Genomic DNA, 26,696 nt, shown 5'->3' with positions numbered 1-26,696 from the left:
AGGACGGAAGCGTGCTGACCGTAGTGCACCTCGCCCAGCCCGTGGACGGCGGCGTCGCCCGGGTCGTCACCGACCTGGTCCGCGCCCAGACCCGGGCCGGGATCCGCGCCACCCTGCTCTGCCCGTCCGGCGGCGAGCTCGGCCGGGCCGCCGCGGCCGCCGGGGCCGACGTCCGGCACTGGCACGCCGAGCGCGCCCCCGGGCCCAACCTGCCGTGGGAGGTCGCCTTCGCGGTCCGCGCCATCCGCCGGGCCGCCCCCGACCTCGTCCACCTGCACAGCGCCAAGGCCGGGCTCGCCGGGCGACTCGCGCTGCGTGGCCGGCTGCCCACCGTCTTCCAGCCGCACGCCTGGTCGTTCCAGGCGGTCACCGGGATCGGCGCCGCCCTGGCCACCCGCTGGGAGCGGCACGCGGCCCGCTGGGCCCACCGGGTGCTGTGCGTCAGCGAGGAGGAGCGGCGGCGCGCCGAGCGGGCCGGGATCGTCACCCGGCACGCCGTCATCCCCAACGGCGTCGACCTCGACCGCTACCCGGCCGCCGACGGGGCGGCACGGCGCGGGGCGCGCGCCGCGCTGGCCGCCGTGCACGCCCTGCCGCCGCGCGCACCGCTCGTGGTGTGCGTCGGCCGGCTCTGCCCACAGAAGGGCCAGGACCTGCTGCTGCGGGCCTGGCCCCGCGTGCTTGATCGTTTCCCCACCGCCCGTCTTGCGCTGCTCGGCGACGGCCAGGACCGGGCCGTGCTGCGCCGCGCGGCCGGCGCCGGGGTGCTCTTCACCGGCCACATCGACGACCCCCTGCCCTGGTACACGGCCGCCGACCTGGTCGTACAGCCGTCCCGCTGGGAGGGCATGGCCCTGGCACCGCTGGAGGCGATGGCCGTGGGCCGGCCCGTGGTGCTCACCGACGTCGGCGGCGCCCGCGAGAGCCTGCCGGCGGGCTCGGCCGCGCACTGCCTGGTGCCGCCCGAGGACCCCTCGGCCCTGGCCCGCGCCGTCACCGCGCTGCTCGAGGCCCCCGACCGCCGCCGGGCCCTCGGCCGGGTGGCCCGCGAGCACGTCAGGGCCGGCCACGACGTCCGGCTGACGGCCGCCGCCTGCCTCCGGCTCTACCGGGAGCTGCTGCCGCCGGGGCCGCGCGAGTTGCCGGACGCCGTGCCGAGACCGGCGGCCGGCGCCCCGCCCCTCGCCGAGGACGGTGGGGAGCGCGCGCGGCGATGACCATCGAGGGAACCGCCACCGTCAGGACCGGGCAGGCCGGGCAGGCCGGCGCCGCGGCGAGCGCCGGCACGGCGACCGCGGGGACCAGGACCGCCGTCGTCCAGCCCCGCGGGCCGCTGGCGGCCGGCCAGCCGCCGCGACGCCGCGGCGCGGGCCGGCGGGGCCCGGCTGGCGGCGCCCGCTGGCTGCTCGCCGGCGACGCGCTGGCCGCCGCCGCGGCGCCGGTGGTGGCCGGCCCAGCCCGCCAGCCCGCCGCCCTCGCGCTGCTCTCCCTGGCCCTCGTGGGCGCCGTCTTCGCGGCGCTCAACCGGGCCCGCGGCCTGTACCGGCCCACCCTCTCCGGCGGCGCCCTCGACGAACTCCCGCCGCTGCTCGGCCACTCGGCCGTCGCCTGGTGCGCCGCCGCCGCGCTCTTCGCCGAGCGGCACGAGCCCACCAGGACCCTCGCCCTGGTCTCCGCCCAGACCCTGCTCGCCGTCGCGGCGCGCGGCACCGTCCACGCCACCCGCCGTCGGGCCGCGCGCCGCTGCCCGCGCCCCACGCTGATCGTCGGCACCGGCCCGCACGCCCAGCGCGTCGCCGCCATGCTCGCCCAGCACCTCGAGTTCGGCATGCGCCCCGTCGCCCTCGTCGGCCCGGTGCCGGGACGGCTGCCCGAGCGCACCCGGCTGCCCGTGCTGCCGCTCGGCGACGACCTCGGCCGGGCGGTGCCGCCGGGCGGCGTCCGGCACGTCGTCTTCGCCCGGCAGCCCCAGCGCCGACTGCTGCGGCTCTTCTGGGAACGCGGCTGCGCCGTCTGGTGGATCGAGCCCGCCCCGGCCGCCGCCCGCGGCCCCGGCGCGCCGCGCGAGAGCCACCTGTGGGGCTACACCTGCCGCCGCCTCGACCCGCCGCGCCGCCAGCGGGTCGCCCGCTGGGGCAAACGCGGCCTCGACGTCGTCGTCGCCGGCACGGCCCTGGTCGCCGTGGCCCCGCTGCTGCTGCTGTGCGCCCTCGCCGTCCGGATCGCCGACGGGCCAGGCGTGATCTTCCGGCAGGAGCGGATCGGCGAGGACGGCCGGCCGTTCGTCATCCTCAAGTTCCGCAGCCTGCGCCCGGCCGACGAGCGGGAGGCCGCCACCCGCTGGAACATCAGCCAGGACGGCCGGATGTCCCCGGTGGGGCGGCTGCTGCGCCGCACCTCGCTCGACGAACTCCCGCAGCTGTGGAACGTGCTGCGCGGCGACATGAGCCTGGTCGGCCCGCGCCCCGAACGACCGCACTTCGTCGAGCGGTTCAGCCGGGTCTACCCCGGCTACGCGGACCGCCACCGGATGCCCGTCGGGCTCACCGGCCTCGCCCAGGTCAGCGGCCTGCGCGGCGACACCTCCATCGAGGACCGCACCCGCTTCGACAACCTCTACATCGAGACCTGGTCGCTCTGGCAGGACATCCGCATCATGCTGCGGACCGCCGCCGCCTGCCTCCGCCTCGGAGGCAGCTGATGCCCGCGACCACCGCGACCACCGCGCCCGCGCGCCGGGTGCCCGCGCTCGTCCCCGCCACGCCGGCCGGGCGTTGGCGGCTGCTGCCGCTGCTGGCCACCGTGCTGCTGCTGGCCGTGCCGGTCGGCGGCCTCAGCCTGGCCGGCTCCACCGCCACGCCGGCCGACCTGGCCTCGGTGGCGCTCGCCGGCTGCTGCGCGGCGCTGCTGGCCCGCGGCCGGCGGCCGCCGCTGCCACGGCGCGCCGCGGTGCTGCTCGGCGCCCCGATCCTCGCTTTCGCCGTCGCCACCGTCACCGCCGCCGACCCGACCGCCGCCCTGCCGGGACTGCTGCGCCTCCTCCAGACCTTCGTGGTGGTGCCGCTCTGCCTGGTGCTGCTGCTGCGCGACGCCCGGGACTTCCGGCTCGTCGCCGGCGCGCTCGTGCTGCTCGCGCTGGCCCAGGGCGCGCTCGGCTGCTGGCAGTACGCCACCGGCTCGGGCGCCTCCTACATGGGCCAGAACGTCCGCGCCGTCGGCACCTTCGGCCCGCTCCACATCATGGCCATGGCCGCCACCGTCTCCCACGGCCTGGTCACCGCCCTCTGCCTCGGCCTGGCCGCCCACCGCACCGCCCCGCGCTGGTGGCGCCCCGGCACGCTCGGCTGCGCCGCGCTCCTCACCCTGCCGCTCGCCGTCTCGTTCAGCCGGGGCGCCTGGCTGGCCAGCGGCGTGGCCGTGCTCACCGTGGTCCTGCTCGCCGCGTTCGGCTCGGGACGACGCGCCCGGCGCACGCTGCTCGCCCTGCTGGCCGCCGGTGCGCTGCTGGTGGGTGGGGCCGCGCTCGGCTCCGGCATGGTCGCGGACCGGCTCAGCAGCATCGGCGACGTCACCGGCACCCCCGACCAGTCGGTCGTCGACCGGTACGCCATGTGGGAGGCGGCCCTCGGCATGTGGCAGGACCACCCGTGGACCGGCACCGGACCGCGCGGCTTCGCCGACCACCGCGACAGCTACGCGCCGCTCGCGCTCTCCGCCGGCAGCGACACCGGCGGCGCCGGCGCCGCGTTCCAACGCCAGGAGCTGCTCTCCCCGCACAACATGTACCTGCTGCTGCTCAGCGAGATCGGCCTGCTCGGCGCGGCGACGGTCCTCGGCTGCTGGGCAGCGCTGCTGGTCCTCGCCCTGCGCCGGGCCCGGCGGGCCGGCGACGGCCGGCCGAGTGCGGCCGGCCTGGCCGCCGTCGGACTCCTCGTCTGGCAGCTCGTCAACTTCCTGTACGCCGACATCGGCGGCCCCACCACCGTGCTGACCGCCGTCGCCCTGGGCCTCACCGCCTGGTGGGCGCTCTCCCCGGCGGCGGTCGAGGAGCGGGGGCCGACGTGAGCGAACGCTTCGTGGCCCGGGCCGCCGGCCTCACCGCGGCGCTGACCGCGGCCGGCGCGCTGTGCGGGCTGCTGCGGGACCAGATCATCGCGACGCTCTACGGAGCCGGCGGCGCGACGGACGCGTTCCTGGTCGCCTGGACCGTGCCGGAGTTCGCCGCCACGCTGCTGATCGAGGAGGCGATGGCGCTGGTCCTGGTGCCGGCCTTCAGCCTGGCCCTGGCCAGCGGCGGCGCCCGGTCGCCGCGGGCGCTGGTCGCGGCCACGCTGCCGAGGCTGCTGCTCGCGCTCGCCGCGGCGAGCGCCGCCCTGGCGGCGGGGGCGCCGCTGCTCGTCCAGCTCCTCGCCCCCGGCCTCGCCGAGCGGGACCTCGCGGTCGACTGCACCCGGCTGACGGCAGTGACGATCCTCACCTTCGGACTGGCCGGATACCTCAGTGCGGCGCTCCGCGCCCACCGCGACTTCCTGCCGCCGGCGGCGATCTACGTCGCCTACAACGTCGGCATCGTCGCCACGGCGCTGCTCCTCCACACCACCTACGGCATCCGCGCCGCGGCCACCGGCGTCGCCCTCGGCGGCCTGCTGATGGTTCTGCTGCAACTCCCCTTCTTCCTCCACCGGCTGCGCCTGCCGGCGCCCGGTCAGAAGGCGACCCCCACCACCCACCGCCCTCCGGCCACCGAGACCACACGCCTCCCGGCGGGCGACGCCGACGGCGCTGGCGCGCCGGAGCGGCCGGTGGCCGGGTACCGCGCGCCGCCTGCGGCGGGCCGGTGCGGACCTGCCGGCGCCCGTGCGCCGGGTGCGGTGCGCCTGCCGGCGGACGGCGCCGACGCGCGGTCGCCTGCGGCGGGCCTGCCGGCGGGCGACACCGATGGCGCTGGCGCGCCGGAGCGGTCGGTGGCCGGGCGCTGCGTGCCGCCTGCGACGGGGGGCGCCGGGAGGCTCGGCGGTCGAGGGACAGGGAGTGCCGAAGGCACCGGCACTGGCGCGCCGGAGCGGTCGGTGGCAGGGCGCTGCGCGCCGTCTGTGGTGGGCTTGCCGGGGGGCGGTGCGGGGTCGGCTGGTGGCGAATCCGGCGGCGTTCGCGACTCCGGCACGGCGCCGCCGGGGGCGGCCTCGCGGCTGCCCGTCGAGCGGAGCTCGTCCGCGGTCGCCTACCTCCGTGAGGGCGGCGGCGGGGGGCTCAGCGAGCGAGGGACAGGGAGTGCCGAAGGCGCCGGCGCTGGCGCGCCGGAGCGGTCGGTGGCCGGGTGCTGCGTGCCGTCTGCGGCGGGTTTGCCGGCAGGCGGTGAAGTCATCGGCGCTGGCGCGCGGTCGTCTGTGGTGGGCTTGCCGGGGGGCGGTGCGGGGTCGGCTGGTGGCGAATCCGCCGGCGTTCGCGACTCCGGCACGGCGCCGCCGGGGGCGGCCTCGCGGTTGCCCGTCGAGCGGAGCTCGGCCGTGGCCGCCCGCCTCCGGGAGCGGCCTGCCGGAGGAACCTTCGAGGCGCTCAGGCCGCCAGGCCAGCTCGTGGTGCCGGTGGTGCTGTTCGCGTTGAGTCGGCAGGCGCAGGTGCTGGTCGAGCGGTTTCTCGCCTCGTCGTTGCCGTCCGGGGCCATCTCGTGGCTCAACTACGCCCAGAAGGTGGCCCAGTTGCCGATGGTGCTGGCCATGATGGTCTGCACCGTCACGCTCCCCATGGTCGCCGGCGCGGTCGCCCGGGGGGATCTGGCGGGGGCCAGGCTGCGCGTCGAGCGCGATCTCGTGGTGGCCGCCGTCGTGGTGCTGGTCGGCGCCGCCTACGTCGTCGCCCACGCCCCGCGGATCATCGAACTCCTCTTCCAGCGCGGCGCGTTCGACGCGCAGGACACCGCGGCCACCGCCGCCGTGATGCGGGTGTACGCCGTCGGCCTGCTGGGCCACACCCTCACCGGCGCGCTGGTCAGGCCGTTCTTCTCGGCCGCCAGGCCCACCTGGTTCCCGTTCGCCGCCATGGCCGCCGGGCTGCTGGTCACCGTGGGCGGCGGCCTGGTCGCCACGCCCCGCTGGGGCGCCGCCGGCATCGCCGCCGCCAACGCGGCCGGCATCACCGTCACCGCGGCGCTGCTGCTGCACGGACTCGCGACCCGCACCATCCCCGTCGAACCCCGCCGCGTCCTCGGCCGCGTCGGCCGCCTCGCGCTGGCCGCCACCGTCGCCACCGCCGCCGGCTGGGCGGCCGCCGACGCGGCGGCGACCCTGCCCGCGCCCGCCGCGCTCGCCGCCGGCGCCCTCCTCGTGCCCGCCGTGTTCGCCGCCGCGGCGCACGCGCTGCGCGTGCCCGAGGCCCGCGAGCTGCTCGCCCGACTTCCCGGACTCGCCCGTCTCCCGTCCGCTCTCACCAGGAGGCACCTCACCCATGGCCCATGACGCCAACGCCCCCGCGCCGCTGTGGCTGTTCATGTACCACTCCGTGGCCTACACCAGCCCCGACCCGTACCGCATCACCGTCACCCCGGACCGCCTCTACCAACAGCTGGCGTGGCTGCGCCGCCGCGGGCTGCGCGGCGTGTCGGTGAGCGAGCTGCTGCGCGCCCACGAGGTCGGCCGGGCCGAGCGGCTGGTCGGGCTGACCTTCGACGACGGCTACAAGGACTTCCTCGACTACGCCGTCCCGCTGCTGCGCGGTCACAACTGCACCGCCACCGTCTTCGCGCTCCCCGGCCGCCTGCACGGCAGCAACGCCTGGGACGCGGACGGCCCGCGCAAGCGGCTGCTCAACGCCGACGGCATCAGGGCCGCCGCGGCGGCCGGCATGGAGATCGGCTCGCACGGCCTGCGGCACCTCGCGCTGACCAGCCTCGACGACGCCGCGCTCGAACGCGAGATCACCCACAGCCGGGACCTGCTGCGCGAGATCACCGGCCGCTCGGTGGCCGGGTTCTGCTACCCCTACGGCGCCGTGGACACCCGGGTCGCCGACGCCGTGCGGGCCGCCGGCTACTCCTACGCCTGCGCCGTCAAGCCCGGCTCGCTGACCGGCCGTTACGCGCTGCCCAGGATCCACATGGGCGAGTCCGACGGGCCGCTGCGGATGCGCCTCAAGCGGCGGCTGCACCCGCTGCGCCGTCGCGGCGTCCGGCTCGAGGCACCGCCGGCCGGAGCGGTGGCCCGTTGAAGCGCGCGCTGCATGTCATCACCGGGCTCGGCGTCGGCGGCGCCGAGCGCCAGCTGCGGTCCCTGCTGCGCCGGCTGCCGCTCGCCTGCGACGTGGTCACCCTCACCAACGCCGGCCCCGTCGCGGCCGAACTGCGGGCCGACGGGGTCGCCGTCACCGACCTCGGGATGCGCGGCAACCGCGACGTCGGGGCGCTGCCCAGGCTGGTGCGGCTCATCAGGGGCGGCGACTACGACCTGGTCCACACCCACCTCTACCGGGCCTGCGTCTACGGCCGGCTCGCCGCGCGGCTGGCCGGCGTGCGGACCGTGGTCGCCACCGAGCACTCGCTCGGCGCCCACCGCATCGAGGGCCGGCCGCTGACGCCCGCCACCCGCGCGCTCTATCTGGCTGCCGAGCGGCTCGGCGCGGCGACGGTCGCGGTTTCCGGCACGGTCGCCGGCCGGCTGCGGGACTGGGGCGTGCCGGCGAACCGGATCCACGTCGTGCCCAACGGCATCGAGCCGGCCACCTTCGCCTTCGACGAGGAGGCGCGGGCGGCGGTCCGGGCCAGGCTCGGGCTGCCGGAGGGCGCCGTGGTGGTGGGCGGGGTCGGCCGCCTGGTGCCGGAGAAACGCTTCGACGTGCTGCTGCGGGCCGTCGCGGAGCTGCCGGAGCACGTCTGGCTGGTGCTGGCCGGCGCCGGCCCGGAACGGGCGGGGCTGCGCCGGCTCACGGCGCGGCTGGGCATGACGGGACGGGTGGCGCTGGTCGGCGAGTGGCCCGACATGCCGGGGCTGCTGTCGGCCTTCGACCTGTTCGTCTCGCCGTCCACCGAGGAGACGTTCGGCCTCGCGGTGCTCGAGGCGCTGGCCGCCGGGCTGCCGGTGCTGCACGTCAGCTGCCCGGCGGTGGACGAACTGCCGCGTCAGGAGGCCCCGGGCGCGCGGCGCGTGGAGGCCACCGTGCCCGACCTGGCCAGGGCGCTCCGCGCCGAGCTGGCGCTCGGTGTGCGGCGGCTGCCGGTGCCCGAGGTGGTGCGGCGCTACGACATCGACCGGGCCGTGGCGCAGCTGATGACCGTCTACGAGGAGGTGCGTCGCTGATGCGACGGGTCCTGGCCCGCTGGTGGCCGTTCGCGCTTCCGGTGCTGCTCGGCGCGCTGCTCGGCGCCGGGTACGCGCTGCTGGCCGAGCGCGAGTACGCGGCCAGTGGCTATGTGGTGGTGCGGGCGGCGGGGGAGGCCGACCCGGCGGCGGCGGTGGGCTTCGCCCAGTCGTACGGGCGGATGGCGACCAGCGAGGCGGTGCTGGACGCGGCCCGGGAGGAGGCCGGCGGCTCGGCGGCCGAACTGCGCGGCCGGGTGCGGGCGGCGACGTCGCCGGACGCGCCGGTGATCGAGATCACGGGACGCGCGCCGGGCGCGGAGGCGGCGGCCGGGGCCGCCAACGCGGTGGCGCGCGCCCTGATCGGCTACGCGGCGGAGGCGGAGCCCGAGACGGCCGCCGAACTGGTCGAGCTGATGCCGGCCCGGGCGCCGGCCACGCCGGTCTCCCCCGCGCCGCTGCTCTCCCTGGCCGTGGGCACGTGCGCCGGTGCCCTCCTCGGCACCGTCATCCACCTCGCCCGGGCCCCGGCCGCCGGCCGTCCTGCCCCGGCGGGCGAACCGGCCCCGACGGAGGAGCCGGGTCAGCGCGACGAGTCCGTGCCGGCCGAGCGGGCGGTGGCGGCCGGTGAACCGGCCCTGGCCGAGGTGCCGCAGGCGCAGGTGTTCCTACCGGTCTGCGTGTTCAAGCCGGTCGGCGCGTGCCCCTCGGCGGCGGAGCCCGTGCCGGCCGCCCGCTGCCCGGGCGAGGCCGGCACACCCGTGGGTGGCGACGCCCCACTGCCGGTGAAGAACGACCCCGCACCGGCCGTGCCCAGCGGCTAGCGACCCCGCTCCGCGCCGCCGTTGACGGCGATGACCTGGGCCGTCACATGGCCGGCCGCGTGCGAGGCGAGCCAGTGCAGCGTCTCCGCCACGTCGCCCGGCTCGCCGGCCCGGCCGTTGGCCGTCTCGGCGATCAGTGCCCGGCGCCGCTCCTCGGGGATGCTCGGGCCGAAGAACTCGGTGTCGTCGATGAAGCCCGGCGCCACCACGTTCACCGTCACGCCCCGCGGGCCGAGCTCGCGGGCCAGCGCGAACGCGTACGGGTGGAGCGCCGCCTTGCTCGCGCCGTAGCCGCTGGAGCCCGAGCCCCGGTGGGCGGCGATGGAGCTGAGGAAGAGCAGCCGGCCGCCGGGCGAGGCGAGCCGGTCCTTGAGCGCCTCGGTGAGCAGCACCGCCGTCAGCGTGTTGGTGCGGAAGTTCACGGCCCACTGGTGCGCCGTCGCGGCGAGCGGCTCCGTGTCGTCCGGCGGCCCGGGTTCGAGGTTGCCGTTGCCGCCGGCGTTGTGCACCAGCACGTCCACCGTGCCGAAGCGGTCACCGATCTCGGCGGCGACCCGCGCGACCTGGGCCGGCTCGGTCAGGTCGGCGGCGAGCGGCACCGCGTCCGGCAGTTCGGCCGCCGCCCGGTCCAGGACCTCCCGGCGCCGGCCGATCAGTACCGTCGTGTCACCGTCCCGCGCGAAGGCGCGCGCCGTCGCGAGGCCGATTCCCGTGCCGCCCCCGCTGATCACCACTGTGCGTCCTGCCATGGCGCTGACCGTATCGCCTCGCGCCTCAGCGTGGGGCCTGCCACGTCACCGCGGTGCCCGCACCGTCAGGGCCCGGGCCGAGGGTGACCGAACCGCCGAGTGACTCGGCGCGCCGCGTGAGGTTGCGCAGCCCGCTGCTGCGCCGCCGCCCGGCCGGCAACCCCCGGCCGTCGTCGGCGACGGTCAGCCGCACCGCGTCCCGCCCGTCAGGGAGCCGGGCCGTGGCGTCGACCACCACGTCGACGCGGCCGGCGTCCGCGTGCCTGGCGGCGTTGGACAGGGCCTCGCGCAGCGCCGCGACCAGGTGGCGCGCCGTCTCCTCGCCGACGAGCGCGTCGACGGGCCCGGTGAACGTCACGGACGGCGGGAAGCCGAGGGTGGCGGCGGCCGCGCCGGTCTCGCGCAGCACGCGGGTGCGCAGGGCCGCCGGCGCCTCCTCTGGCGGCTGCTGGAGGGCGAAGATCGTGGTGCGGATCTCCTGGACGGTGGCGTCGAGTTCGTCGGTGGCGCGGTCGATGCGCCGGGCGACCTCCTCGCGGTCACCGGCCCGCCGGGCGCGCTCCAGCCCCATGCCGACCGCGAACAGCCGCTGGATGACGAGGTCGTGCAGGTCGCGCGCGATCCGGTCGCGGTCCTCCAGAACGGCCAGTTGCTCGCGGTCCCGGCGCGCCCGCGCCAGCAGCAGGGCGAGCGCGGCCTGCTGGGCGAACTGGGTGGCCAGGGCGCGTTCCGGCACCGAGTAGGCGGGGGACCCCGGGGTGCGGGAGATGACCAGCGCGCCCAGCGTGGTGCCGTCGCTGGCCAGCGGCAGGAGCATGGTGGGGCCCTGCCGGTCGGTGGGGGCGGCGATCAGCGGGAGCTCCGCGGGTGCCGGCTCCTCCAGGACGACGGGCTCGCCGCCCAGCGCCCGCCGCAGCGCCGGCGCGTCGGCGGGGACGGTGGTGCCGATCACGCCGCCGGCGGCCTCGCCGCTCGCGGCCACCGCCTCGATGTCGCCTGAGCCGTCGGCCGCCGGCACGAGGACGACGCCGGTGGCGGCGCCGGCCAGCCGCAGGGCCTGCTCGGCGACGACGGCCAGCGCGTTGTCCTCGTCGGCGGAGAGCAGCGAGGCGGTGAGTTCCAGGCTGCCGTCCATCCAGCGGGCCTGCTGCCGGACGGCCTCGTGGAGGCGGGCGTTGCCGATGGCCGCGCCCGCCTCGGTGGCCAGCACCCGCAGCAGCTGCCGGTCCTCGGCGGTGAAGCCGTCGGCCGTGGCGCCGCGCTTGCCGGCCACCTGGAGCAGGCCGTAGGTGGCGCCATGGACCGGCACCGGGACGGAGAGCGGCGGCGGCGGGCCGCCGTTCAGCAGGGCGTCGACCAGGGGTTCGGTGCGGCCGGCCGGATCGTCCGGCGCGGTCGCGCCGTGCGTGACGAGGCGGCCGACGGCGCCGCCCACCTCGTCGAGGACGGCCAGGGCGGCGTAGCGGGCGTCCGCCAGCTCGGCCGCGGCCCGCACGATCCGGTCCGGCACGGCCTGGGGCGCGATGTCGCCGCCGATGGCCTCCACGGCCCGCAGCAGGCGGGGCAGCTCCCGCATGAGCCGAGGATAGTTACTCCCGAACCAGGGCGAAACTCGTGTCCCGGGTGCCCGCCGGGCCCGGCCGGGTGGCGGCCTCCCGCTCCAGCATCCGCCGGAACGGGCCGTCGACCGACGCCAGCTCGGCGTGCGGACCGCGCTGCACCACCCGGCCGCCGTCCAGCACCAGCACCTCGTCCACGCCGCCGAGGCCGGCGAGCCGGTGCGTGATGAGGACGGTGGTGCGGCCCTCGGTGGCGGCGAGCAGGTCGGCGGTGAGCGCGTCGGCGGTGGGCAGGTCCAGGTGCTCGGCCGGCTCGTCGAGCACCAGCACCGGGAAGTCGGCGAGCAGCGCCCTGGCCAGCGCGAGGCGCTGCCGCTGGCCGCCGGAGAGCCGGGCGCCGAACTCCCCCACCAGGGTGTCGAGGCCGTCCGGCAGCTCGGCGTCGACCCAGTCGAGCAGCCGGGCGGCGGCGAGCGCGTCGCGCAGCGCGCGGTCGTCCGCGTCGGGGCGGGCGAGACGCAGGTTCTCCCGCAGGGTGCTGTCGAAGATGTGCGCGTCCTGGGCGCACAGGCCGACCAGGCGGCGGACGTCGTCGCCGGCCAGCGTCGTGGCGTCGTCCCGGCCCAGGGTGTAGGCGCCGGCGGTCGGGTCGAGGAGGCGCAGCAGGCAGTGGGCGAGGGTCGTCTTGCCGGCGCCCGAGGGGCCGACGACGGCGACCCGGCGCCCGGGGGTCAGCTCCAGGTCGACGTCGCGCAGCGCGGGCTCGGCCGCGCCCGGGTGGCGGGCGGTCAGCCCGCACAGCCGCAGCGGGAAGGGGTCCTGCGGCGCGGGCGCGGGCTCGGCCGGCTCCCGCACCGGGTCCTGCGCCTCGGTGATCTCACGGATCCGCTCGGCGGCCCGCCGCGCTCGCTGCCGCTGTTGGGCGGCGCCCGGCAGGCCGGCGACGGCCTCGAAGGCGGCCAGCGGAACCAGGACGGCGGAGGCCAGCCAGACGCCGTCCGCCACGGTGGGCACGGCCAGCGCGGCGGCCGCGGTGACAGTCAGGCCGGTGAACAGGGTGGTGAGGCCGGCGCCCAGCGCGGTGACGGCGGCGGAACGGGCGGCGAGCCCGGTGAGCTCACGGTCGGCCGCGCGCAGCGCCGCCTGGCGGGCGGGCAGCGCGCCGGCCACGGTCAGCTCGGCGACGCCGGTGAGCAGGTCGACGGTTCCGGTGGCGAGCTCGCCCCTGGCCGGCGCCAGCCGCCGCTCGGTGCGGCGCGCGAGGGCGGCGGCCAGGGCGGTGACGCCGAGCCCGGCGGCCAGCAGCCCGACGGCCAGGGCGGCGCCGGCCGCGGGCGACAGCCAGGCGGTGAACCCGACGGCGCCGAGGCCGACGGTGACGGCGGCGGCGACCGGCAGCAGCCAGCGCAGGAAGTAGTCCTGGAGCGCGTCGACGTCGGCGACCAGCCGGGAGAGCAGGTCGCCGCGCCTGGCCCGACCGAGCCCGGCGGGTGCGAGCCGTTCGAGACGCCGGTAGACGGTCACCCGCAGCTCGGCGAGGATCCGCAGCACCGCGTCGTGGCTGAGCAGCCGCTCGGCGTACCGGAAGACCGCCCGCCCGATGCCGAAGGCGCGGGTGGCGGTGACGGCGACCATCAGATAGAGCACCGGCGGCTGCTCCCAGGCCCGCGAGATCAGCCAGCCGGACGTGGCCATCAACCCGACGGCGCTCCCCAACGCGAGCGCCCCGAGCAGCGTGGCCAGCGCGAGCCGACCCCCCTGCGGTTTCGCGGTGGCCCGCACCCAGGCCAACGCCGGCGCCTGGGGCGCCGCGTCAGCGCCCTCGCCTGACGGCGCGTTCGCCCGCTGCGCGGGCAGCGTGCCGGCCTGGCCGGCCGGGAGGTCACGGGGCGTGGGGCTGAGCGGACCGACGTCACTCGTCACACGCGGCGTCCCGCCGGCGGGGAGCGCCGGCACCGCGCCGCCGGCCGCAGGCCGGCCCGCCGCGCCCAGCGGCGGTTCGGCCGATCCGCTGGTCCCGCCCGCCGCGCGGCCGGCCGCAGGCCGGTCGTCGGCGTCGGCCGCCGCCAGGGCGCCTGCGGCGCCCTCCGGTAGGCGACCGGCCGGTGTGGTCGGCGAAGGTGCCGTCCAGGCAACTGGTTCCACGTGAAACACTCGATCGGCCGCGGTCAGCAGCGCCTCGCGGTGGGTGACCAGGAGGACCGTGCGGCCCTCCGTCAGCCGCCGCACCGCGGCGACGACCGCCGCCTCCGTCTCGCCGTCCAGCGCCGCCGTCGGCTCGTCGAGCAGCAGGATCGGCCGGTCGGCGAGGAAGGCCCTGGCCAACGCGACCCGCTGCCGCTGGCCGGCCGAGAGGCCGGCGCCGCCCTCGCCGAGCCGCCGGCCCGGGTCGAGGTCGCCGGCCGCCGCGTCCCGCAGCGCCGCCGCCACCGCCGCGTCGTCCGCCTCCGGCCGGGCCAGCCGCACGTTCTCCGCGATCGTGCCGGCGAACAGCCGCGGCTGCTGCGGCACCCACGCGATCCGCCGGTGCCACTCGGCCAGGTCGAGCGTGGTCAGGTCCAGGCCGCCGACCAGGACCCGCCCCTCCGCCGGCGTCACGAACCCGAGCACGGCCGCCAGCAGCGAGGACTTGCCGCCGCCCGAGGGGCCGGTCAGGGCCACCGTCTCGCCGGGGGAGACCACCAGGCTGGTGGGGGCGAGCGCGTCCACCGTCCGACCCGGGTAGCGCACCGCCAGGCCGTCCACGGCGATCTCGACCGCCGCCTCCCCCGGCACCGGCTCGCGGCCACGCGCCGGCGGCTCGGTCTCCAGCACCGCGAAGACCTCCTCGGCCGCCGACAGGCCCTCCTGCGCCGCGTGGAACTGGGTGCCCACCTGGCGCAGCGGCAGATACGCCTCCGGCGCCAGGATCAGCACCACCAGGCCGGTGTAGAGGTCGAGTTCGCCGTGCACCAGCCGCATGCCGATGCTCACCGCGACCAGCGCCACCGAGATGGTGGCCAGCAGCTCCAGCGCGAACGAGGACAGGAACGCGATCCGCAGCGAGCGCAGCGTGCCGCGCCGGTAGTCGGCGGTGATGGCGCGGATGTTCTCGGCCTGGGCCTTGGCCCGCCCGAAGACCTTGAGCGTGCCGAGGCCCGCCACCACGTCGAGGAAGTGGCCCGAGAGCCGGGTCAGCTGCCGCCACTGCCGGTCCATGTGGGCCTGCGTCGCCCAGCCGATCAACACCATGAAGAGCGGGATCAGCGGCAGCGTGCCGGCGATGGTGGCGGCCGAGATCCAGTCGTCGGTCACGATCCTGGCCAGCACCGCGACCGGCACCACCACCGCGAGTCCCAGCTGCGGCAGATAGCGGGCGAAGTAGCCGTCCAGCGCGTCGATCCCGCGGGTGGCGAGCGTCGTCAGCTCGCCCGTGGTGCGGCCCGCGAGCCAGCCGGGGCCGAGCGCCGCCGCGTGCTGGAGCAGGCGGGTCCGCAGCTCCGACTTCACCGCCGCGCTGGCCCGGTGCGCGGCGAGCTCGGTGAGGTAACTCACCAGCGCGCGCCCGAGCGCCGTGGCCGCGAGCAGCAGCAGAGGGGTGCGCAGCTCGGCGACGTCGAGCCCGGCCACGAAGGCGTCGGTGACGATGCCGGCGATCAGCACCGCCTGCCCGATCACCAGGAGCGCTCCCGCCAGGCCGAGCGCCACCGAGGCGACCAGGAAGCTCCTGGTGGCCCGGGCGTGGCGCAGCAGGCGGGGATCGATCGGTCTCATGGTCGTGTGACTCTCAGGAGGCGAGGTGCTGGGTGCCTATGCGCTTGCGGAACACCCAGTAGGTCCAGCCCTGGTAGACCAGCACCACCGGGGTGGCCAGGACCGCGCACCAGGTCATGATGCGCAGGGTATAGGGGGCCGACGAGGCGTTCTCGACCGTGAGGCTCCAGCCGGCGTCGAGCGAGGAGGGCATCACGTTCGGGAAGAGCGCGAGGAAGAGCGCGGTGAACGCCGCCACGACGAGCAGCCCCGAGCAGACGAACGCCCATCCCTCCCGGCCCGCCGCGTTGGTCAGCAGCGCGGCGACCAGCGCCGCGGCCACGACCACCAGCGCCGCCAGGCTGCGGCCGTTGCCGCTGTCGGCCTGGGTCCACAGCAGGAAGACGGCGGCCAGCGCGCCGGTGGCCAGGCCGAGGAGGCCGGCGGCGCGGCGGGCCCTGGTCCTGATGTCCCCCACCGTCTTGAGCGCCGTGAACACGGCCCCGTGGAAGGTGAAGAGCACCACGGTCAGCACGCCGCCCAGCAGCGCGTAGGGGTTGAACAGGTCCAGGAGGCCGCCGACGTACTCGAAGTCGGCGTCGATCGGCACCCCGCGCACGATGTTGGCGAAGGCCACGCCCCAGAGGAAGGCGACCGTCAGGGAGGTCACGAAGATCGCCCGCTCCCAGTTGCGCTGCCAGGTCTCCTCGGTCCGCTTGTGCCGGTACTCGAAGGCCACGCCGCGCACGATCAGGCAGACGAGGATGGCCAGCAGCGGCAGGTAGAAGCCGGAGAAGAGGGTGGCGTACCACTCGGGGAAGGCCGCGAAGGTGGCGCCGCCGGCGGAGATCAGCCAGACCTCGTTGCCGTCCCAGACCGGGCCTATGGTGTTGATCAGCACCCGGCGCTCGGCGCGGTTCCGGGCCAGGGTGCCGGTGAGGATGCCGACGCCGAAGTCGAAGCCTTCGAGGAAGAAGTAGCCGACCCACAGCACGGCGATGATGACGAACCAGAGTTCGGGAAGACTCATCGGGCCAACTCCTCAGTACGAGAACGCCATGGGGCGGTCGGCGGCGGGGTCGTCCCCGCCGATCCTGCTGGGGGGATTGAGGTCGGACTCGGTGAGCTCGGGCGGCCCCGCCTTGGCGTACTTGACCATCAGCCGCACCTCGATCACCGCGAGCACCGCGTAGAGGGTGGTGAAGACCAGCAGCGAGATGAGCACCTCGACCTGGGAGACCCCGGGCGAGACGGCCGCCTCCGTCTTCAGCAGTCCGTAGACCACCCACGGTTGTCGGCCCGTCTCGGTGAAGATCCAGCCCCAGGCGTTGGCTATCAGCGGGAAGAGCATGGTGAGCACGGCGAGCCGCCAGTACCAGCGGGTCAGCAGGTGGGGGAGCTCCCGCTTCCTGGTGAGCGCGAGCCGCGGCCGTTCGTCCTCGCCGGTGCGGAGGCTCTCGTCGAGCCACAGGCGCCGGCGGGTGAGCCAGAGGCCGGCCGCGCCGAGCGTGGCGGAGGCCATGCCGAAGCCGATCATCCAGCGGAAGCTCCAGTAGGCCAGCGGGATGTTGGGCCGGTAGTCGCCGGGCCCGTACTGCTCCTGGAGCGCCTCGTTGGTGTCGTTGATGCCGGGCACCGGGTCGGAGAAGTTGTCGTGGGCGAGGAAGGAGAGCAGCCCCGGCACCTCGAACGCCACCACGTTGTGGCCCTTGTCCACGTCGCCGATGGCGAAGATCGAGAACGGCGCGGGCGCCTCGGTGTCCCACAGGGCCTCGGCCGAGGCCATCTTCATCGGCTGCTGCTCGTACATGATCTTGCCGAGCCGGTCGCCCGAGACGGCGGTCAGCAGACCGGCGACCACCATGGTGATCAGCCCCACCCGCAGCGAGGTGCGCATCACGGCGGTGTGCCGGCGGCGCATCAGGTGGTAGGCGGCTATGCCGACCATGAACGCGCCGCCGGTGAGGAAGGCGGCCGTGATGGTGTGCGCGAACTGGGCCACGGCGGTGTTCTGGGTCAGCACGTGCCAGAAGTCGGTGAGCTCGGCCCGGCCCGACTCCTCGTTGATGCGGTAGCCGACGGGGTGCTGCATCCAGGAGTTGGCGGCCAGGATGAAGTAGGCGGAGATCACGGTGCCCACCGCCACGGTCCATATGGTGGCCAGGTGCAGCTTGGGCGGCAGCTTGTCCCAGCCGAAGATCCACAGGCCGATGAAGGTGGACTCGAAGAAGAAGGCGATCAGCGCCTCGAAGGCGAGCGGCGCGCCGAAGACGTCTCCGACGAAGCGGGAGTAGTCCGACCAGTTCATGCCGAACTGGAACTCCTGCACGATGCCGGTGACCACGCCCATCGCGATGTTGATCAGGAAGAGCTTGCCCCAGAACTTGGTGGCCCTGAGGTACTTCTCGTTCCTGGTGCGCACCCAGGCGGTCTGCAGCCCGGCGGTGAGGGAGGCCAGGGAGATGGTGAGGGGGACGAAGAGGAAGTGGTAGACGGTGGTGATGCCGAACTGCCACCGCGCCAGCGTCTCCGGTGCGAGAGCGAGATCCACGGTTCTTTCTCCTCCGCGATGCGCGTGGCGCCTGCCGCGCGCGGGCCGAGCTCCAGGGCCGGGCGACCAGTGCTCCCGACCTTGTGAACGTATTCACATTCACAAGCCATTATGGAACACGCGCCCGACCGCCCTGCGGCCGGGGTCCCCAAACCGGAATCAGTCCGGCACGCGCTCCCGGCGGAAGGCCGCCGTCGTGCGCAGCAGCAGGTCGTTCGCCGCCCGCTCCCCGATCGTCACGCGGGCGCCCTCGCCGGCGAACGGGCGCACCGTGATGCCCACCCCCTCGCAGGCCGCCGCGAACTCCGCCGTCGCCTCGCCGAGGCGCAGCCACACGAAGTTCGCCTGCGAGGGCGGCACCGTCCACCCCTGCGCCGCCAGCTCGGCCGTCACCCGCTCCCGCTCGCCGACCAGCGCGTCCACCCGCTCCAGCAGCGCCGCCTCGCTCCGCAGCGAGGCGATCGCCGCGTCCTGCGCGATCTGGCTCACCCCGAACGGCACGGCCGTCTTCCGCAGCGCCGCCGCCACCGGCTCGTGCGCCACGGCGAAGCCCACCCGCAGCCCGGCCAGGCCGTACGCCTTGGAGAAGGTCCGCAGCACGCAGACGTTCGGCCGGTCCCGGTACAGCTCGATGCCGTCCGGCACGGCCGGGTCCCGCACGAACTCCCGGTACGCCTCGTCGAGCACCACCAGCACGTCGCTCGGCACCCGGTCGAGGAAGCGGGTCAGCGCCGCCCGGGAGAGCGCCGTGCCCGTGGGGTTGTTGGGCGTGCAGACGAAGACCAGACGGGTCCGCTCGGTGATCGCGTCGGCCATCGCGTCCAGGTCGTGCTCCTCGCCCGCCGTCAGCGGTACCCGGACCGACGTCGCCCCCGCGATCTGGGTGATGATCGGGTACGCCTCGAACGACCGCCACGCGTAGACGACCTCGTCGCCCGGGCCCGCCGTCGCCTGCAGCAGCTGCTGGGCCACCCCCACCGAGCCGGTGCCGGTGGCCAGGTGCGACACCGGCACGTCGAACCGCTCGGCCAGCTCGGCCAGCAGCGCCGAGCACGTCATGTCCGGGTAGCGGTTGAGCGAGCCGGCCGCGGCCACGGCGGTCTCGAGCACCCCGGGCAGCGGCGGGTACGGGTTCTCGTTCGAGGACAGCTTGAACGAGACCGAGCCCTGCCCGGCCGCGCGGCCCGGCACATAGGCCGGGATGCCGTCCAGCGCCGGGCGCAGCCGCGGTCCTGCGGGCCGGGAGGCGGCGGGGTCCTGAGAAGATGCGGTCGTCACGCTTCCCACCCTATGAGGCCCCTCGATCTTTTGAGGAGACCCCTCGAAAGGGGGATCCCGCCGGCCCGGGCGCGCTCGGCGGCGGATTCGCGCCCATGGCGAGCGCCCTGGCGCGCCTTCCCCGTGAGGGTGATGCGGGGCCTGTTGAATTCCGTGCTCGCGCCGGTGAACGCGCCCCCTCGCACCCGGTAAAGGCGTCCTCGGGCGGCCCGATGGCCTGGCTAACGAAGGCTCATATCCCTTTCGTCCTTGCTGAATCGTGCCGTCGTGCAGCTCGCCGCGACCAGCGGCACCCACCCCGGCCCGGGCCTAACATCAGGTCGCCATGACAGCAGCGAAGCATCAGGTGAGCCGGTCATCCGGTCGCCGGACAAGCAGGCGGGCCGGCATCCGAGAGGTCGCCGCGGCCGCCGGTGTCTCGATCACGACTGTCTCCGACGCGCTCAACGGGAAGGGCCGGCTCCCCGAGGTCACCCGCCGCCACGTGCGCACCGTGGCCGACCGCCTCGGCTACCGGCCGTCCGCCGCCGCCCGCACCCTGCGCACCGGGAAGTCGGGGCTGATCGGGCTCACGGTCACCACCTACGGCGAAGAACCGTTCACCTTCACCGAGTTCGCCTACTTCGCCGAGATGGTCAGGGCCGCCACCTCGGCCGCGCTCGCCCGGGGCTACGCGCTGGTCATCCTGCCCGCCGCCTCCCAGCACCGCGACTTCGACGTCTGGTCCAACGTCGCGCTCGACGGCACCGTGGTCATCGACCCCTCCGACCACGACCCGGTGGTCAGCGAGCTGGTCAGGCAGGGCATCCCGGTGGTCTCCGACGGCCGGCCCGGCGGCAGCCTGCCCGTCACCGCCTGGGTGGACAACGACCACGAGGCCGCCGTCACCGACCTGCTCGACCACCTCGCCGCCGCCGGCGCCCGCCGGATCGGCCTGCTCACCGGCACCAGCACCGACACCTACACGCGGCTCTCCACCACCGCCTACCTCAACTGGTGCGAGCGCAACGGCCAGGACCCGGTCTACGAGGCGTACCCCGCGCACGACCCCTGCGCGGGCGCCGTCGCCGCCGACCGGCTGCTGGCCCGCGCCGACCGGCCGGACGCGGTCTACGGCCTCTTCGACCCCAACGGCACCGACCTGCTGGCCGCCGCCCGCCGCTACGGCCTGGGGGTCCCCGACGACCTGTTGATCGTCTGCTGCAGCGAGTCGAGCGTCTACGCCAGCACCGAGCCGCCCGTCACCACCCTCTCGCTCAAGCCGGGCCGCATCGGCACCACCGTGATCCAACTGCTCATCGACGCCATCGAGAGCGCCGCCGGGCGCGCCCCCGCCGCCGCGCCCGCGCCCGAGGCGGTCCACCGTGTGATGCCGACCGAGCTGATCGTGCGCACCTCCTCCCAACGCCCGGCCGCCCGGCGGGTGCCCTCGCCGGCGCCGTCCGCCACCGCGTCCCCCTCGCCCGCGCGCCCGCCCCGGCGTCAGCTCCAGGTCCCCGGCGACCGCGTGGGCGCCGTCAGGGTGACGGCCCCTCGCACACCCCCTGCCGCTGACCAGTAGATTCCGATAGACAGGTGTGTCACAACTGGGGGCCCGGATTCCTATGATGGGCGAACGGCACCGGGACCTGGCCCGCCAGGCAGGCCCTGCAGGCGGTGAAGACGGCGCGTAGTGGTGGAGGGGTCGATGACTCAGGGGGCCGGCCAGGCACCGGAGGAGTGGCACGGCGTGGACCAGCCCGCGGACCCGGGTCGCGTGGGTGGTCCGGAGGATGATCTCTACACGCCCACGGAGCCGGATCTCCCCGTGATCGAGGGGGCGGGTCCGCTCTACGTGGTCGGTGACGTCCACGGCTACCTCGACGAGTTGCGCGCCGCGTTGCGCGAGGCCGGCCTGACGGACGCCTCGGACAACTGGGCCGCGGGCAACGCCCGGCTGTGGTTCCTCGGCGACTTCACCGACCGCGGCCCCGACGGCGTGGGCGTGCTCGACCTGGTGATGCGACTCTCCGCCGAGGCCGCGGCGGCCGGCGGCTACTGCAAGGCCCTGCTCGGCAACCACGAGCTGCTGCTGATCGGCGCCAGCCGGTTCGGCGACACCCCCGTCGAGTCGGCCGCCGGCACCGCCTCGTTCCAGGCCGCCTGGCTGCTGAACGGCGGTCAGCGCACCGACATGGAGCGGCTGCAGGACCACCACGTCCAGTGGATGTCCAGGCTCGACTCGATGGCCCTGGCCGACGGCCACCTGCTGCTCCACTCGGACACCACGGCCTACCTCGACTACGGCGGCACCGTCGACGACGTCAACGACGCGATCTGGCAGGCGCTCCAGCGCAACAGCGTGGAGGAGACCTGGGAGCTGTTCCGCAAGTTCACCAAGCGGTTCGCCTTCCGCGACGAGGACGGGCCGCAGGCGGTGCGGGAGTTGCTCGACACCTATGGCGGCAAGCGGGTGGTGCACGGCCACAGCCCCATCCCGTACCTGACGGGCGAGGGACTCGGGGGCGCGGACGCCGAGTCGGAGGGCGCGGAGGGTGAGGAAAGCGCGCCGGGCGTGCGCGGTCCGCACGTGTACGCCGATTCGCTCGCCATCGCCATGGACGGCGGAGTGACCATGGCCGGAAAGCTGCTGGTCGCAAGGCTGCCGTTGCCCGAGTAACCGGCGGGGACCGTTTCCCCCGGCGTCACCGAGCGTTGTCCCGCGTGTTCGGCCGCGTGGCCGGGCAGAGGAGAGCTGTCGGGGTGGGCGGCGCGATTGTCTTGGCGAATTCCGGAATTCCCTGTCACAAGGGCCGGATGCGCTCTACCATCGGGGTCCGCTCACCAGCTTGCTGCCCATGAGGCCCTGGGGACGCATATGAACAGCGCTGACGGATTGTCACCGGAGGATCAGGCCGATTTCGAGCGGATCCTCGACGAGGCGCTGCGGACTGCCCGGCTGGCGGCCGGCGGCGACCGTTTCGAGGTCGACCGGGTGCGGTCGCTCGCGATGGACGCGCTGCCGGAGATCGCCTCGGCCGCCGAGGACGAGCACCGCCGACTGGTCGCGCTCCGCCGGGCGTCGGGGGTGCCGGGCGGGGGCGGCCCGGGTCCGAGACCGTCGTCCCCCGGCGGGGAGGAACGTTCCGCCGGGGTCGGTCTTGTGGCCGTCGTCACCACGCTGGTGCCGGTGCTGTCCGCGATCGCCGCCGTGGTCTTCCTGCTGCTCGGCTACGCGCTGCGGCTGGCGGAGCCCGAGCCGGGCATCGCCGAGCGGATGCGCGCGGTGGGCTGGGTGTTCGCGGCGGTGGCGGGGTTCGGGCTGCTGGTGGCGCTCGGCGGCCTGGTGGTCGCCGCGGCGCGGAACGGCGCGTCCACCGCGATCCGGGCCTCGGCGCCGGCCGAGGAGCTGGCGCGGGCGCGCGAGGAGTGGCGGCGCGCGTTGCACGACGAAGGCGTGGTGCCGTTCGTGCGCGCTGCCGCCGGTCAGCACCACCCGCAGGGGCGCACGCCGCGCCTACGGTTCTCCAGCCCGCGCTTCTCGAGCCCCGACTTCTCCAGCTCGACCGGCGCCGCGCCGCGGACGCGGCCGCGCTACGGCCACCCGCGGTTCTCCGGGCCCGAGTTCGGCAGCCCGGCGTTCACCAGCCCGGCGGAGAGCGAGGACGAGCTCACCGATCCGCGGTTCGCGAGCCCGGAGTTCTCGGGTCCTGACTTCGGCAGCCCCGACTTCACGAGCCCGGCCGCGGGCGAGGACGAGCCCCCCGCCCGCCCCGGTTACGCGAGCCCGGACTTCGGCGGCCCCAGGGACTCCGACTAGCAGCCAGGCGGCGGGTTCAGGACAGGAGGCCCTCGATCACCCGGGCCACGCCGTCCTGGTCGTTGGAGAGCGTGTGGTGCGGCGTCGCGGCCAGCACCGCCGGGTGGGCGTTGGCCATGGCGTAGGCGGTGCCCGCCCAGCCGAGCATGGCCAGGTCGTTGGGCATGTCGCCGAACGCCACCACCTCGGTCTGGTCGACACCCAGCTCGCGGCAGCGGCCCGCGAGCGTGCTGGCCTTGCTGACGCCCGGGCCGCTGATCTCCAGCAGCGCGTTCGGGTTGGAGCGGGTGAACTCGCCGTGCTCGCCGGCCACCGCGCGGCCGAGCGCCAGGAACTCGTCCGGGTCGAGGTCGCCGTGGTGGGCGAGCAGCTTCAGCACCGGTTGGCCGCCGAACGCCGGGTCGGCGGAGAGCAGTGCCTCGGCGGGCGCCACCCGGGACGCGGGGTCGGCGACCATCGGCGCGTAGCCGGGCTCGTGGTGGAAGCCGCCGGCGCGCTCGACGGCGAACGCCACCCCGGGCGCGGTGGCGCGCAGGGCGCGCACGATGGCGAGGGCGTTGTCGAGCGGCAGCGGGCGCGTGGCGACGAGTTCGCCGCCGCGGCGCAGGTCGACGACGGCCGCGCCGTTGCCGCAGATGGCCAGGCCGTGCGCCGGCACGTGGTCGCGGACCGGGCCCATCCAGCGGGCGGGCCGGCCGGTGACGAAGATGACGTGGATGCCGGCGGCCTCGGCGGCGGCCAGCGCGGCGACGGTGCGGGGCGAGACGGTCTTGTCCTCGCGCAGCAGCGTGCCGTCGAGGTCGGTGGCGATCAGCCGGGGGCGGAGCCCTGCCGGTATCGGGGGGACCGTGGGTGCGGGGCCCCGGGCGTGGAGGAGGGCGGGCGAGGGTGCGGGGGAGGGTGTGGGCACAGTCCATCAGCATATGCAGGCACATTCGTGCGACAGCTCACTCGGATGTGAGACGCTCCGACTGCGCCCGGAACCTGTCGGGAAGCGGCGCAAGGCTGGCGTGAAAGGGCCTACGCTTGCTGCTCATGGCTGTCTCGTCGGCGCTTCCCCTGCGACTGTCCACCGTGATCCTGCCCGTGTACCGCTGGTCGACCGAGGGCCGGCGAACCTGGCAGCGCGCCGAGGAACTCGGGTTCCACACCGCGTACACCTATGATCACCTCTCCTGGCGCAGCTTCCGCGACCGCGCCTGGTTCGGCGCCATACCCACGCTGACCGCCGCCGCGGCCGTCACCGAGCGGCTCCGCCTCGGCACCCTGGTCACCTCGCCCAACTTCCGGCACCCGGTCACCCTGGCCAAGGAGCTGATCACGCTGGACGACGTCTCGGACGGCCGGGTGACGCTGGGCATCGGCGCGGGCGGCACCGGCTTCGACGCCACCGCCCTCGGCAACGAGGCGTGGCCGCCCCGGGAGCGCGCCGACCGGTTCGGCGAGTTCGTCGGCCTGCTCGACCTGCTGCTCAGCGAGGGCGGCAGCGGCGGCGTCTCGTACCAGGGCGACTTCTACGCCGCCCACGAGGTCCGCAACGTGCCGGGCTGCGTCCAGCGTCCCCGGCTGCCCTTCGCGGTGGCCGCCACCGGGCCCCGCGGCATGCGGCTCGCCGCCCGGCACGGCCAGGCGTGGGTGACCACCGGCGACCCGGCCTCGGCCGGCTCCACGGCGGCCGGCTTCTACCGGTCGCTGGCGCGCCAGGTCGAGCGCCTGGAGAGCGTCTGCGAGGAGATCGGGCGCGAGCCGTCGACGCTCGGCCGGGTGCTGCTCGACACCAGCGCCTTCGCGCCGCACGGCGTCTCGCCGCTCGCCTCGGTCGACGCGTTCGCGGAGTACGCGGGCACCTGCGCCCGGCTCGGCTTCACCGAGGTCGTGCTGCACTGGCCCGTGCCGGACTCGGTCTTCGCCACCGACCAGGCTGTCTTCGAGCGGATCGTCACCCAGGTCACCGTCCCCTAGGGGCTCACCCGGTCGGCCTATGCACAAGGTAGGGGGAAAGAGCTACCAAAGGGTGACGCGCGCACCCGGCGACGCCCACTAGTTTCTTACCCGTGAGCGTGACTACGAGTATGGGGACCGCCGGCCCGGCGAGCGGGGCCGGGGCGAGCGTCATCAGCACCAGGGGCCTGACCAAGCGGTACCCCAAGGTCACCGCCCTCGACGGCCTCTCGGTGGACATCGGCCCGGGCGTCACGGGCCTCGTCGGGGCCAACGGCGCGGGCAAGTCGACCCTGATCAAGATCCTGCTCGGGCTCGCCCCGGCCACCGAGGGCTCCGCCCGGGTGCTGGGCCACGACGCCGAGTCGGAGGGCGGGGCCATCCGCGAGCAGGTCGGCTACATGCCGGAGCACGACTGCCTCCCGCCCGACGTGTCGGCCACCGAGTTCGTGGTGCACATGGGCCGGATGTCCGGGCTGCCGCGCACGGCGGCCCGCGAGCGCACCGCGGACACGCTCCGCCACGTCGGGCTCTACGAGGAGCGGTACCGGCCCATGGGCGGCTACTCGACGGGCATGAAGCAGCGCGTCAAGCTCGCCCAGGCGCTGGTGCACGACCCCCGGCTCGTCCTGCTCGACGAGCCGACCAACGGGCTCGACCCCGCCGGCCGGGACGAGATGCTGGGCCTGATCCGCCGCATCCACAGCGACTTCGGCATCTCGGTCCTCGTCACCTCCCACCTGCTCGGCGAGCTCGAGCGCACCAGCGACCACATCGTCGTCATCGACGGTGGCCGGCTGCTGCGCTCCCAGACCACGGCCAGCTTCACCGAGGCCACCGCCTCGCTGGCCGTCGAGGTCACCGACTCCGACACCCACCCGGACGGCGCGGCCGCGCTGCGCGCCGCGCTGACCGCCCGCGGCCTCGACGCCGCCCCGGCCCCCGGCCACCTGCTGCTGGTGGAGGCCGCCGACGAGGACGTCTACGACACCGTGCGGGACGCCGTGGCCGAGCTCGGCCTCGGCCTGGTGCGCATGGAGCAGCGCCGCCACCGCATCGCCGAGCTCTTCCAGGAGGCACAGCCGTGACCCCGTCCGCCGCGCAGGACGCGCGGATCCACAACATCGGCTACCGCCGGTACGAGGGCGAGCGGCTCGGCCCGGGCCACGCGCGGCTCGCGCTCTTCTCGCACTCGCTGCGCGGAGCCTTCGGCCTCGGCCGCTCGGCCCGCTCCAAGGTGCTGCCGTTCAGCCTGTTCGCCGTGATGTGCATGCCCGCCGTGGTGATGGTGGCCGTCGCGACGCTCTCCGGGCTCGACGAGATGCCCATCGAGTACCAGGGGTACGGCCTCTCGCTGCAGCCGATCCTCGGCCTCTACATCGCGCTCGCCGCGCCCCAGATGGTCTCCCTCGACCTGCGGTTCCGCACCATCCCGCTCTACTTCTCGCGCCCCATGACCCCCACCGACTACGTGCGGGCCAAGTTCGCGGCGCTCTCCGCGGCCCTCTTCCTCTTCGTCGCGGTCCCGCTCACCATCGCCTACGCCGGCGGCCTGCTCGCCGAGCTCGGCTTCGCCGACCAGACCGAGGGCTACCTGCTCGGCCTGGTGACCACCGCCGTGCTGGCCGTCACACACGCCGGCCTCGCCCTCGTGGTGGCCGCCCGCACCCCGCGGCGCGGCTTCGGCGTGGCGGCCATCATCGCGGTGCTGACCATCCCCTTCGTCGCCGTCACGGCGGTCCAGGCGATCGCGAGCGAGCAGGGCGAGTCCGAGGCCGTCGGCTGGCTCGGCCTCTTCTCGCCCGGCACCCTGATCGACGGGCTGCAGTCCACGTTCCTCGGCGGCAGCAGCGGCTTCCCCGGCGAGCAGGACCCGTCCACCGCGGCCGGCGTCGCGTACCTCCTCGTCACCGTCGGTCTCGCGGCCCTGAGCTACGTGCTGCTGGTCCGCCGCTACCGGAAGGCCGGTCTGTAG

At 75.6% G+C, this 26,696-nt stretch carries 20 protein-coding genes; 13 read left to right on the top strand and 7 right to left on the bottom strand.

What is annotated here, in order from left to right; all coding sequences use genetic code 11:
• Positions 1 to 11 precede the first annotated feature (11 nt).
• From RNC47_RS07330 to RNC47_RS07300, 7 genes are read left to right on the top strand one after another with little or no spacing between them, the layout of a single operon-like run.
• On the top strand, positions 12 to 1,217 hold the full coding sequence (locus tag RNC47_RS07330; RefSeq protein ID WP_311596607.1) for a glycosyltransferase: 1,206 nt from the start codon (positions 12 to 14) through the stop codon (positions 1,215 to 1,217).
• Positions 1,214 to 2,701 (top strand): exopolysaccharide biosynthesis polyprenyl glycosylphosphotransferase, encoded by a 1,488-nt coding sequence (locus RNC47_RS07325; RefSeq protein ID WP_311596605.1) that lies wholly within the window; start codon positions 1,214 to 1,216, stop codon positions 2,699 to 2,701. Before RNC47_RS07330 ends, RNC47_RS07325 begins: the two co-directional genes overlap by 4 nt.
• Positions 2,701 to 4,065, top strand: coding sequence for an O-antigen ligase family protein (locus tag RNC47_RS07320; protein WP_311596603.1), 1,365 nt, complete (start codon positions 2,701 to 2,703; stop codon positions 4,063 to 4,065). Before RNC47_RS07325 ends, RNC47_RS07320 begins: the two co-directional genes overlap by 1 nt.
• Positions 4,062 to 6,455, top strand: a complete 2,394-nt coding sequence (locus RNC47_RS07315) for a lipid II flippase MurJ (RefSeq protein ID WP_311596601.1) — start codon at positions 4,062 to 4,064, stop codon at positions 6,453 to 6,455. The genes RNC47_RS07320 and RNC47_RS07315 overlap by 4 nt, the downstream gene beginning before the upstream one ends.
• Positions 6,445 to 7,203, top strand: coding sequence for a polysaccharide deacetylase family protein (locus RNC47_RS07310; RefSeq protein ID WP_311596599.1), 759 nt, complete (start codon positions 6,445 to 6,447; stop codon positions 7,201 to 7,203). The genes RNC47_RS07315 and RNC47_RS07310 overlap by 11 nt, the downstream gene beginning before the upstream one ends.
• Positions 7,200 to 8,288 carry a glycosyltransferase gene (locus tag RNC47_RS07305; protein ID WP_311596597.1) on the top strand — a complete coding sequence of 363 codons (1,089 nt, stop codon included), beginning with the start codon at positions 7,200 to 7,202 and terminating at the stop codon, positions 8,286 to 8,288. Before RNC47_RS07310 ends, RNC47_RS07305 begins: the two co-directional genes overlap by 4 nt.
• Entirely contained in the window at positions 8,288 to 9,112 is an 825-nt protein-coding gene (locus RNC47_RS07300) for a YveK family protein (RefSeq protein ID WP_311596595.1), read from the top strand. The genes RNC47_RS07305 and RNC47_RS07300 overlap by 1 nt, the downstream gene beginning before the upstream one ends.
• Here the strand turns inward: RNC47_RS07300 and RNC47_RS07295 are convergent.
• The 6 genes from RNC47_RS07295 to hisC all read right to left on the bottom strand — a co-directional run bounded on the left by RNC47_RS07295 (position 9,109) and on the right by hisC (position 18,981).
• On the bottom strand, positions 9,109 to 9,861 hold the full coding sequence (locus RNC47_RS07295; protein WP_311596593.1) for an SDR family NAD(P)-dependent oxidoreductase: 753 nt from the start codon (positions 9,859 to 9,861) through the stop codon (positions 9,109 to 9,111). The genes RNC47_RS07300 and RNC47_RS07295 overlap by 4 nt on opposite strands.
• 25 nt (positions 9,862 to 9,886) lie before the next feature.
• Positions 9,887 to 11,437 (bottom strand): sensor histidine kinase, encoded by a 1,551-nt coding sequence (locus RNC47_RS07290; RefSeq protein ID WP_311596591.1) that lies wholly within the window; start codon positions 11,435 to 11,437, stop codon positions 9,887 to 9,889.
• Between the two features lie 13 nt (positions 11,438 to 11,450).
• The gene (cydD, locus tag RNC47_RS07285; RefSeq protein ID WP_311596589.1) at positions 11,451 to 15,173 is read right to left on the bottom strand and encodes a thiol reductant ABC exporter subunit CydD; all 3,723 of its coding nucleotides are present in this window, start codon (positions 15,171 to 15,173) and stop codon (positions 11,451 to 11,453) included.
• A gap of 13 nt (positions 15,174 to 15,186) precedes the next feature.
• On the bottom strand, positions 15,187 to 16,182 hold the full coding sequence (cydB, locus tag RNC47_RS07280) for a cytochrome d ubiquinol oxidase subunit II (RefSeq protein WP_311596587.1): 996 nt from the start codon (positions 16,180 to 16,182) through the stop codon (positions 15,187 to 15,189).
• A gap of 12 nt (positions 16,183 to 16,194) precedes the next feature.
• Positions 16,195 to 17,703, bottom strand: a complete 1,509-nt coding sequence (locus RNC47_RS07275; protein ID WP_311596586.1) for a cytochrome ubiquinol oxidase subunit I — start codon at positions 17,701 to 17,703, stop codon at positions 16,195 to 16,197.
• A 159-nt stretch (positions 17,704 to 17,862) separates the two neighbouring features.
• Positions 17,863 to 18,981, bottom strand: coding sequence for a histidinol-phosphate transaminase (gene hisC / locus RNC47_RS07270; protein ID WP_311596584.1), 1,119 nt, complete (start codon positions 18,979 to 18,981; stop codon positions 17,863 to 17,865).
• Positions 18,982 to 19,306: 325 nt separating this feature from the next.
• On the opposite strand from hisC, the gene RNC47_RS07265 reads away from it, so the two are divergent.
• The 3 genes from RNC47_RS07265 to RNC47_RS07255 all read left to right on the top strand — a co-directional run bounded on the left by RNC47_RS07265 (position 19,307) and on the right by RNC47_RS07255 (position 22,780).
• Positions 19,307 to 20,542 (top strand): LacI family DNA-binding transcriptional regulator, encoded by a 1,236-nt coding sequence (locus tag RNC47_RS07265; RefSeq protein ID WP_311596581.1) that lies wholly within the window; start codon positions 19,307 to 19,309, stop codon positions 20,540 to 20,542.
• 126 nt (positions 20,543 to 20,668) lie between these two features.
• Entirely contained in the window at positions 20,669 to 21,640 is a 972-nt protein-coding gene (locus tag RNC47_RS07260; protein WP_311596578.1) for a metallophosphoesterase, read from the top strand.
• Between the two features lie 198 nt (positions 21,641 to 21,838).
• Positions 21,839 to 22,780, top strand: a complete 942-nt coding sequence (locus tag RNC47_RS07255; RefSeq protein ID WP_311596576.1) for a hypothetical protein — start codon at positions 21,839 to 21,841, stop codon at positions 22,778 to 22,780.
• A gap of 16 nt (positions 22,781 to 22,796) precedes the next feature.
• On the opposite strand, the gene RNC47_RS07250 is transcribed toward RNC47_RS07255, so the two are convergent.
• Complete coding sequence (locus RNC47_RS07250; protein ID WP_394814723.1) at positions 22,797 to 23,690, bottom strand: HAD hydrolase family protein; 894 nt, start codon at positions 23,688 to 23,690, stop codon at positions 22,797 to 22,799.
• Positions 23,691 to 23,815: 125 nt separating this feature from the next.
• Between RNC47_RS07250 and RNC47_RS07245 the strand changes: the two genes are divergently transcribed.
• From RNC47_RS07245 to RNC47_RS07235, 3 genes are all read left to right on the top strand, one after another.
• Positions 23,816 to 24,742: an LLM class flavin-dependent oxidoreductase gene (locus RNC47_RS07245; protein ID WP_311596575.1), complete on the top strand. Its 927-nt coding sequence runs from the start codon at positions 23,816 to 23,818 to the stop codon at positions 24,740 to 24,742.
• 110 nt (positions 24,743 to 24,852) lie between these two features.
• Entirely contained in the window at positions 24,853 to 25,809 is a 957-nt protein-coding gene (locus tag RNC47_RS07240) for an ABC transporter ATP-binding protein (RefSeq protein WP_311596674.1), read from the top strand.
• Positions 25,806 to 26,696, top strand: coding sequence for an ABC transporter permease subunit (locus RNC47_RS07235; RefSeq protein WP_311596573.1), 891 nt, complete (start codon positions 25,806 to 25,808; stop codon positions 26,694 to 26,696). Before RNC47_RS07240 ends, RNC47_RS07235 begins: the two co-directional genes overlap by 4 nt.

The sequence above is a fragment of the Streptomyces millisiae genome (genome assembly GCF_031845425.1).
Classification (GTDB): domain Bacteria; phylum Actinomycetota; class Actinomycetes; order Streptomycetales; family Streptomycetaceae; genus Streptomyces; species Streptomyces millisiae.
The sequence above is the reverse complement of the archived record's forward strand: the minus strand, read 5'-3'. Positions and strand labels throughout refer to the sequence as shown.

Coding starts and splice junctions, on each gene's coding strand:
- RNC47_RS07290 (WP_311596591.1), bottom strand. CDS start 11,437: ATGCGGGAGCTGCCCCGCCTGCTGCGGGCCGTGGAGGCCATCGGCGGC.
- RNC47_RS07245 (WP_311596575.1), top strand. CDS start 23,816: ATGGCTGTCTCGTCGGCGCTTCCCCTGCGACTGTCCACCGTGATCCTG.
- RNC47_RS07325 (WP_311596605.1), top strand. CDS start 1,214: ATGACCATCGAGGGAACCGCCACCGTCAGGACCGGGCAGGCCGGGCAG.
- RNC47_RS07300 (WP_311596595.1), top strand. CDS start 8,288: ATGCGACGGGTCCTGGCCCGCTGGTGGCCGTTCGCGCTTCCGGTGCTG.
- RNC47_RS07255 (WP_311596576.1), top strand. CDS start 21,839: ATGAACAGCGCTGACGGATTGTCACCGGAGGATCAGGCCGATTTCGAG.
- RNC47_RS07320 (WP_311596603.1), top strand. CDS start 2,701: ATGCCCGCGACCACCGCGACCACCGCGCCCGCGCGCCGGGTGCCCGCG.
- cydB (WP_311596587.1), bottom strand. CDS start 16,182: ATGAGTCTTCCCGAACTCTGGTTCGTCATCATCGCCGTGCTGTGGGTC.
- RNC47_RS07295 (WP_311596593.1), bottom strand. CDS start 9,861: ATGGCAGGACGCACAGTGGTGATCAGCGGGGGCGGCACGGGAATCGGC.
- RNC47_RS07310 (WP_311596599.1), top strand. CDS start 6,445: ATGGCCCATGACGCCAACGCCCCCGCGCCGCTGTGGCTGTTCATGTAC.
- cydD (WP_311596589.1), bottom strand. CDS start 15,173: ATGAGACCGATCGATCCCCGCCTGCTGCGCCACGCCCGGGCCACCAGG.
- RNC47_RS07240 (WP_311596674.1), top strand. CDS start 24,853: ATGGGGACCGCCGGCCCGGCGAGCGGGGCCGGGGCGAGCGTCATCAGC.
- RNC47_RS07265 (WP_311596581.1), top strand. CDS start 19,307: ATGACAGCAGCGAAGCATCAGGTGAGCCGGTCATCCGGTCGCCGGACA.
- RNC47_RS07260 (WP_311596578.1), top strand. CDS start 20,669: ATGACTCAGGGGGCCGGCCAGGCACCGGAGGAGTGGCACGGCGTGGAC.